5 protein-coding genes are annotated in these 7,328 nt (G+C 64.5%); all 5 read right to left on the bottom strand.

Annotated elements, in window-relative coordinates; all coding sequences use genetic code 11:
* Positions 1 to 599: 599 nt before the first annotated feature.
* Positions 600 to 3,080, bottom strand: a complete 2,481-nt coding sequence (locus NRS07_RS19875) for an adenosylcobalamin-dependent ribonucleoside-diphosphate reductase (protein ID WP_259213707.1) — start codon at positions 3,078 to 3,080, stop codon at positions 600 to 602.
* Between the two features lie 296 nt (positions 3,081 to 3,376).
* Positions 3,377 to 3,781, bottom strand: coding sequence for a hypothetical protein (locus NRS07_RS19870; protein ID WP_259213706.1), 405 nt, complete (start codon positions 3,779 to 3,781; stop codon positions 3,377 to 3,379).
* A gap of 714 nt (positions 3,782 to 4,495) precedes the next feature.
* Positions 4,496 to 5,380: a phosphoadenosine phosphosulfate reductase family protein gene (locus NRS07_RS19865; RefSeq protein ID WP_259213705.1), complete on the bottom strand. Its 885-nt coding sequence runs from the start codon at positions 5,378 to 5,380 to the stop codon at positions 4,496 to 4,498.
* A 15-nt stretch (positions 5,381 to 5,395) separates the two neighbouring features.
* Positions 5,396 to 6,760, bottom strand: a complete 1,365-nt coding sequence (locus NRS07_RS19860) for a DUF3560 domain-containing protein (RefSeq protein WP_259213704.1) — start codon at positions 6,758 to 6,760, stop codon at positions 5,396 to 5,398.
* 120 nt (positions 6,761 to 6,880) lie between these two features.
* The gene (locus NRS07_RS19855; protein WP_259213703.1) at positions 6,881 to 7,300 is read right to left on the bottom strand and encodes a hypothetical protein; all 420 of its coding nucleotides are present in this window, start codon (positions 7,298 to 7,300) and stop codon (positions 6,881 to 6,883) included.
* Positions 7,301 to 7,328 lie beyond the last annotated feature (28 nt).

Here is a 7,328-nt window from a genome sequence, read left to right as displayed (position 1 = left end):
ACCAGCGGAGCACAGGCCCGCCCCGGAGTGACACCGTGTACCTATCGCCTCGGAGGCACGGTCGCACGGCGGCGGGCGCCGTCATGGACGCCCCGGAGGCCGCATGCGGAGCGCAGCCGAAGGCGAGCACCGAACGGGCGAGGAGCGCCTTGACGGCATAGCCCGCCGCCGTGCGACCCTGCCGGAGAGTCGGGCGATAGGTGCGCGGTAAAACGGCGGATGGTGCGCAGCGGCGCCGGAGTCGGGAGGTTGCGTTTTCCTCTTCCTACTTTCGCTTGCGAAAGTCTGACTTCGCCAGGCGCAGCCTCTGGATAGGCCGCGCGGCGCAGCTGCCCGGCCTGTCGACCTGGTCGACAGGCTGCGCGCGTAGCGCGCAGCGCCGTGAAACGTGGAGGTGGGAAGGATGGTGCCGGCCAGGCGCGGCGCACGGCATCGTAAGCGGGGAGTCTTGCGCCCGTCCTGGCGCAACGGTCGCGCTGGGCCGACTATTGTTCTTGGCTAAAATCTTTCAACAGCGCGCCCTGCCAGCGGGCCGCTAAATCGGGACCGGGCAACCGCTGAACCAGCGGCCACCCTCTGCCTGCAGGTCCGGTGGTTCGTCAGCCGCAGCTACCGATGTAGGAGCAGGATTCGCAGCGCTGGCATCCGTCGACCTTGCGCAGTGCGTGTGCGCCGCACTCGGGACACTTGCTGCCGCCCGTTGCCTGGTGGTGTTGAAGATCCGGGACGCTTCCCGGTGCCTCCAGCTCCCAAGATAGATCCCGGTTGCGTGCTGAGTATGCGCGTGCCAGTTCGGCCACAGGTACTTGCTTGCCCTCTGCATCGAGGAACCCGCGTTGAATCAGAAGGCGCTGCAGCATGAATCCGACTGCCGCCACTTCGGACTCATGGAACATCGGCACTTGCGTACCATCCTGTTTCTTCAGGTATCCGCAGCGCACTGGTCCCTTCTCCCAGACAACCTTGCGCATGTCCTCCAGGGCTTTCGCCACAGGCCCGCCCGCCCGCGCAGCAAGCGAGAGCAGACGCATCGACGCGGTGATCCACTGCTGGCTTTCGCTGCGTTGTCCAGCCGGCATGAAGAATTCGAATGGCCTTTCGATGGTGACCTCCTTGCCGCCAACGAGGCCGCTGACCGGCATGAAGCTGACCGTGAGATAGCAGGACTTGATTCCCTCCTGGGTCCCATAGGCCATCTTAGAGGTGACCGCTTCCAAAATACCGTCCGGCCGCCTGTCGAAAGGTTTGCGCAGCGGATCGTCGTCCGCTGGCACAGGAGGCGCAGCACGTTCCTCCGGGGTCACGCTGAGGACGCTGCCGAGCACAGCGTTTGGACGGTAGGTGGCCATGCCTTTCAAGCCAGCGCGCCAGGCAGCAGCATACAGGCCCTTGAAATCGTCATATGGGTAGTCCGCCGGCACGTTGACGGTCTTCGAGATCGCGGTATCGACGAAAGGTTGCACAGCGGTCATCATCTTGAGATGGTCCGCCGCCGACATCTGCAACGCGGTAACGAAGTGAGCAGGCAGGGCGTCCGGGGCGACGTCGCCGCTGCGGTGGACGAACAGGCGCCAGGCGTGATCCTGCACCTCGTACTGCCGCTTCGAACCATCAGGCATCAGTTTGTTCCGCTGATACGTCAGGGCATATATTGGTTCAATCCCGTTCGACGCGTTGTCGGCAAAGGCCAGCGTGATCGTTCCGGTCGGCGCGATCGACAGCAGGTGGGAATTGCGGATGCCGTGCGCACGGATTGCCTCTTGAAGTTCGGCAGGTAGACGCCCCACGAACCGGCCATTCAAATAGGCGTCTGCATCGAACAGGGGGAAGGCGCCCTTCTCCCTGGCCAGCTCGATCGAAGCGCGGTAGGCGGCATCCCGCATTTCACGGGCAATGCTGGACGCGAGTGCGCGCCCGTCCTCTGCGTCGTAGCGCAGGCCAAGCATGATCAGGGCGCTGCCCAGGCCCAGGAAACCCAGACCGATCCGGCGCTTCGCCTTTGCCTCGGCTGCCTGCTCCTCAAGGGGCCAGACGGTGGCGTCGAGGACCAGATCAAGCATGCGCACTGCGACCGGGATCACGCGGCGCATCAGGTCGAAGTCGAAGGAGGCTTCCGCGCTGAACGGATTGCGGACGAATTGCGTCAGGTTGAGCGAACCGAGGTCACAGCAGCCGTATGCCGGCAGGGGCTGTTCCCCGCAAGGGTTGGTGGCGTTCAGCTTTTCGGCGTACCACAGATTGTTCTCGGCGTTCATCCGGTCGACGAACAGGACGCCCGGCTCGGCATGGTCGTAGGTCGAATGCATGACCTTGTCCCACAGCTCGCGCGCCTGCACCTGGCGATAGACCCACAGGCCGTCGGCTCGCTGGGAGGCGCCGGCCGCAATGAGTTCCTCACCGGGTTCGGCTTTGTGCAACAGGTCGAAGGTTCCGTCCCGCTCGACTGCCTCCATGAATTCGTCGGTGACGCCGATCGAGAGGTTGAAACAGCTGAGTTCGCCGCCGTCCTTGGCGGCAATGAACCGCTCGATATCGGGATGGCTTATCCGCAGGACACCCATCTGTGCGCCGCGCCGTGCACCAGCTGACTCCACGGTCCTGCATGAAGCGTCGAAAAGCGCGAGGTAGGGAACTGGTCCGGACGCACGCGACCCCGTTCCTTTCACCACGCTACCGGCAGGCCGGATGGCCGAAAAGTCATAACCCACACCGCCGCCGCGACGCATGGTCTCAGCCGACTGCGCGAGGGCCGTGTAAATGCCCGGGAGACCGTCTTCAAATCCCGTAACGGAATCGCCGACGGGTTGCACGAAACAGTTGATGAGCGTGGCATTCGTGTCCAGGCCGACAGCCGAGTTAATACGTCCGCCGGGAACGAATCCGTGCTCCTGGGCCCACATGAACTGTTTTGCGAAATGGCTGCGCTGCGATTCCGGTTCCCACTGGGCCAACGCTTCGGCAACCCGCCGCCGCACTTCAAACACGCTTTGTTCGTTTCCCTTCGCGTATTTCTCGATAAGCACGTCGGTTGAAACTTCCTGCGGCATCATGGAATTGATCAGCCCTTCGCTTGCGTTCATATAGCCTCCACTAAATCAAAAGATCAGGAATAGGAAGTGTCGCCGCCGTTAGGCAATCGCTTTCAAGAGCGCGACATATTTAAATGATTAAAACTATTTTATCGAAACGGGAGGGAGATACTATTGAGCTTTCTCCCTCAATGCGCATCCATTATTAAATTGGTCTGGTTTTATCAAGGCTATTACCGCCTTGCCGATAAAAACCTTGCTGGTCGGCTTTCGGTGTTTATGCCCGAGTTAATCGAAGCCCGGGCAGGACAACAATAATTACGGATGAATACAAAGTGAAAAGAGTTTCAATGATCGGTATAGCTGACGTGCCCGACCACCTTTCCATTTGCGATCATGCCCGCGCTGGCGTAAATGAACGGCGTCACATCCGGACCGTCAGGGTCTGGTGCGTGGCGGCCCTGTGCTCCGACCGTCACCGGGTAGAGCTGGCCATCCTCATCGCAATACAGGAATTCCGGGATGGGCAGGCCGTCCAGGTCCTGCTCGTCGTATGCCTGGCTGACGCGCTTTTCGGTCGTTGGGCAGAGTTTCTTGCTTCCGTCGTCCTGGATTTGCCGCTCGAAGAACCGGGAAGACCAAAGCGCGTCGGCATCGGCGCCCATGCTGCGGATGGTCTTGCATGCCTCTTCGTAAGCCGCATTGATCCCCTTGCTGTTGCAGAGGTGTTCGATATACGCTGTATAGCTCATGGTGCCTCCGTCGCTGGACGGTTGATTGACGTCGGGATGACACGACAATCATAGCATTTTTACTATTTACCGACAATAGAATGATTTTGCAGCGCGGGCTTGCGTTTTTCGTCCTGATACCGGAACCTGGAGTCCTCGGGCCGGGTGTCGGGGCCGGAACAGGCCCTGACGGTGTTGCCTGCTCGCTCGATCAGCCAGGAACCAGCGGAGCACAGGCCCGCCCCGGAGTGACACCGTGTACCTATCGCCTCGGAGGCACGGTCGCACGGCGGCGGGCGCCGTCATGGACGCCCCGGAGGCCGCATGCGGAGCGCAGCCGAAGGCGAGCACCGAACGGGCGAGGAGCGCCTTGACGGCATAGCCCGCCGCCGTGCGATCCTGCCGGAGAGATGGGCGATAGGTACGCGGTGGAACGGTGCATGGTGCGCAGCGGCGCCGAAGTCGGGGTTGCCTCTTCCAGCCTCACTTTCGCGTGCGAAAGTGCTGACTTCACCCAGCGCAGCTCTGGACGGGCCAAGCGGCGGCGCCGCGCGGACGGCCGACTTGGTCGGCCGGGAGGGCAAGCGCAGCGCGCAGCGCCGCCAGGCGCGGAGGCGTCAGGGATGGAAGCCCGCAGGGGCGAGACCGCACCGCGGGCTCGATGCGCAGCACGACAGCCCGGCCCGAGGGCAGCGCCCGAGGGAGACGCCCGAGCCGCAGGCGACCCCGCCACGATCACGGCCGCAGGCACTCGGCCAGGTCGACCACGGAACCAGCATCGACCGTCTCGAGCGACGACCAGGCGAACGACCGGCCGAGCCCTGCCACCGTTGACAGACCGTGCTTGCCTTCCTGCGCACCCCGCTCGATCCTGAGTGCGCGGCGGAACAGGATCGGGTGCGTATCGCGCAGCCAGACAACCTCGCTCTTCTTCGAGCCGGGGCAAAAGAAACAGGCGCTCTTGATGGGCTTTGGCAAGCCTGCGCTGGCGATGAGGCGAAGGCACTCGATGCGGTCGATGCCCCACTCCTGCAGCGGATACCAGTAGTCGAAGCGGTCGGCGTCGATGTGGCCCTGCGCGGCCTTCTTCGCCACGGCGGCATCGGCCTTGCGCCGGCGCCGGCAGTCCTGGTCGCCGTTGTCGTAGCCGATGGCTTTGCGGACCCGGATGCCGGCGGCCCAGGCCTCGACAGCGGGCGCCCATCGCTGGAGGTAACGGTTTTGCGGTTCCACTTTGAAGACCAAGCTGCACGAGTGTTTGCCGAAGGCGAGCGACGGCAGCGTCTGGTTGGCAAGGCACTTGCCTTCCAGGGTCTTGTATTTCGCGCGCTTGGGTTGGTAGCGAACCACGGTGACCGGAGGGAATCCGACCGACGCCAGCCAGGCGTCGATGGTGCGCAGGTAAGCGTAGGTCTCGGGTTTTTCGCCGCCGGTGTCAGCGAACAGGATCAGGTCCGGCCGGATGCCGCGCCGGTGCATGGCCACCAGCATGGCGGTGCTGTCGACGCCGGCGCCGTAGGACACGACCAGCGGCGCGCAGCGCGGCGGTTCGGTCAAGGGCAGCAGGCACTGCGCGGCGTCCGCGGCGCCGCGCCGCCGGCACGGGAGAACGGAGCGCATGACGGTCGCGCACCGTTATTCGGCGACCGGCACGCGCGCGTCCAGCTGCTCCGCCCTGGCGGGTGGATCCTTGCGTTTCTCGTCCGTGAGGAACACGAAGCAGGAATCGTGGCGCGGTCGTTGTCCGCGCTGCTCCGCGGTCAGGAAGGCGCCGAGCACGTACCTGACCCGGTGCGCGCCGTGGGTTCCGCCAGCGGCGATAGCCTTGTATCCTCGGTAGTCGCTCGGCACCGCCTGATACTCGGCTTTTGTGAGGCGCACGAAGTCGGCGCGCTCGTAGTTGGCGAGCGGCGCGGTGGTCGTCGCGGCAGCGGCGGCCGCCTTGGTCTCCGCTGTCGGCGGCTGGTAATCCGTGATCTCGTCGACGGGGCGCACAGCGACGCCGCGCGCATCGGTGGTCACGCTGAGCGCCTTGCCGTCGCGCCTGGTGACACGCAGGATGGTGAGCCATTGACCGCGCACCAGGACGCGCCCGCCTGGCTGCAGGTCCACCGTGTCCGCGATCTGGCCGCCCTGCTCGGCGAGCATCGCCCGCTCGTACGTGAGGCGGTTGGCGAAGTGGTCGATCCAGCGCTGCGTCCAGGCGGCGGCGTCCTGGTATTGCTTCTTCGCCGCGTCGACGATTTCGGCAAGGGTGCGCGGCACGTACAGCGACGGGTGGCCGTTCGTGAGCGCGTCGTAGACGCTGGGACCGGAATGGAGGTCCTCGCTGTCGCCGTCCTTGCGCGGCAGGTGCAAACTGCAGCGACTGGCAAGGGTGACCGCATGCTGTTCGGTCAGCCCGTCCGCACTCCACCATTCCAGCCAGTACAGGGCCTCGTCGCGCGCGCGCTCCTGTTTGCGTTTGTCGGCATCGAGCGACTTGATCCGGCAGGCGCGCACGTCCGGGCGCTCCTTGTGTTTCGCGTGACGTAAGGCGGCGGCGGCGCGCTTGCCCCAATATTCGGCGCTCGCCCACATGCTCACCGCTTTGCGCATCCCGTTCTCGATGCGTTCGGCGTCCTTGCGAGCGCGGCGCTCGCTGTGGTGGCCCACGAGGATGGGCTGGCCGAAGGGGATGCGGTCGGCGATCGCCGCAGCGCCGCGCCGGGCGGCATCGGCCTCCTCCGCATGGTTGTCGCTGCGCTCGCTGAAGCGCTCCGCGCGCTCCTCGGCGCGGTCGACCAGGCTGGTGTCTTCGTCGCCGACGTCGCCGCACAGCTCGAGCAGCAGGTCCTCGCGCGCTGGCGTCCACGCCGGCGCAACGAACAACCGCTGTTTCGGCGCCCACTGAAAACCCGCTTCCTTCACCCGGGCGTAGGTAGCCGGATCGAGTTTCGAAGCAGGATACAGGCGCAGTTTGTTGTCCTCGGGCGAATAGGTGGCGGTATGCTGGGTCATGATGTCGGCTCCTGGCGGCGATGGTTGGCGGCACCCGGTTCGTTGGCGTCTGCTCACGCCAGCGGGGCGGTTGGAGCGGCATCGAAGCATCGCCCCAACAAGCACAGTATATATTATTAACTATTTACAGTCAATAGTCATAGTTGCCGACTTCGCGCAGCCGCGTGCAGCTGTACCGTCCCCAGGGGTACGGGGCGCTTCGCCGGAGGATGCCTTGACTTCGTCCAGGACCGCGCGCGCCGCGTGCAGGTCGACGACCGCTTCGTCCGTGTAACTCCGTCCAATGCCGACCTTGCCGACGTCCCGCCGGAACCGTTCGACGTTGCGCGCCCATTTTTCCTTGGTCGTGGCCTGGCCTTCGTTCGCGCACTTGTGCTCGATGAAGTTCAAACACTGCGCGAGGGCGGTGGCCAGCCGGGCGTGCGTATTGCAGGCTAGCACAACCGCTGCGGCGTCTTCTGCGTTGCCGACTTCGGCAACGAACAGACCGTTCTCGTCGAGCAGACGGCAGGGATTCTTCGGATCGGTGGTCAGGTGCATGGTGTCCTCCTTATGGTGGTGCGCCCGC

Source organism: Massilia sp. H6 (assembly GCF_024802625.1).
Taxonomy (GTDB): Bacteria; Pseudomonadota; Gammaproteobacteria; order Burkholderiales; family Burkholderiaceae_D; genus Telluria.
Note: the sequence above shows the minus strand (reverse complement) of the source record. Positions and strands in the feature narration are given on the sequence as shown.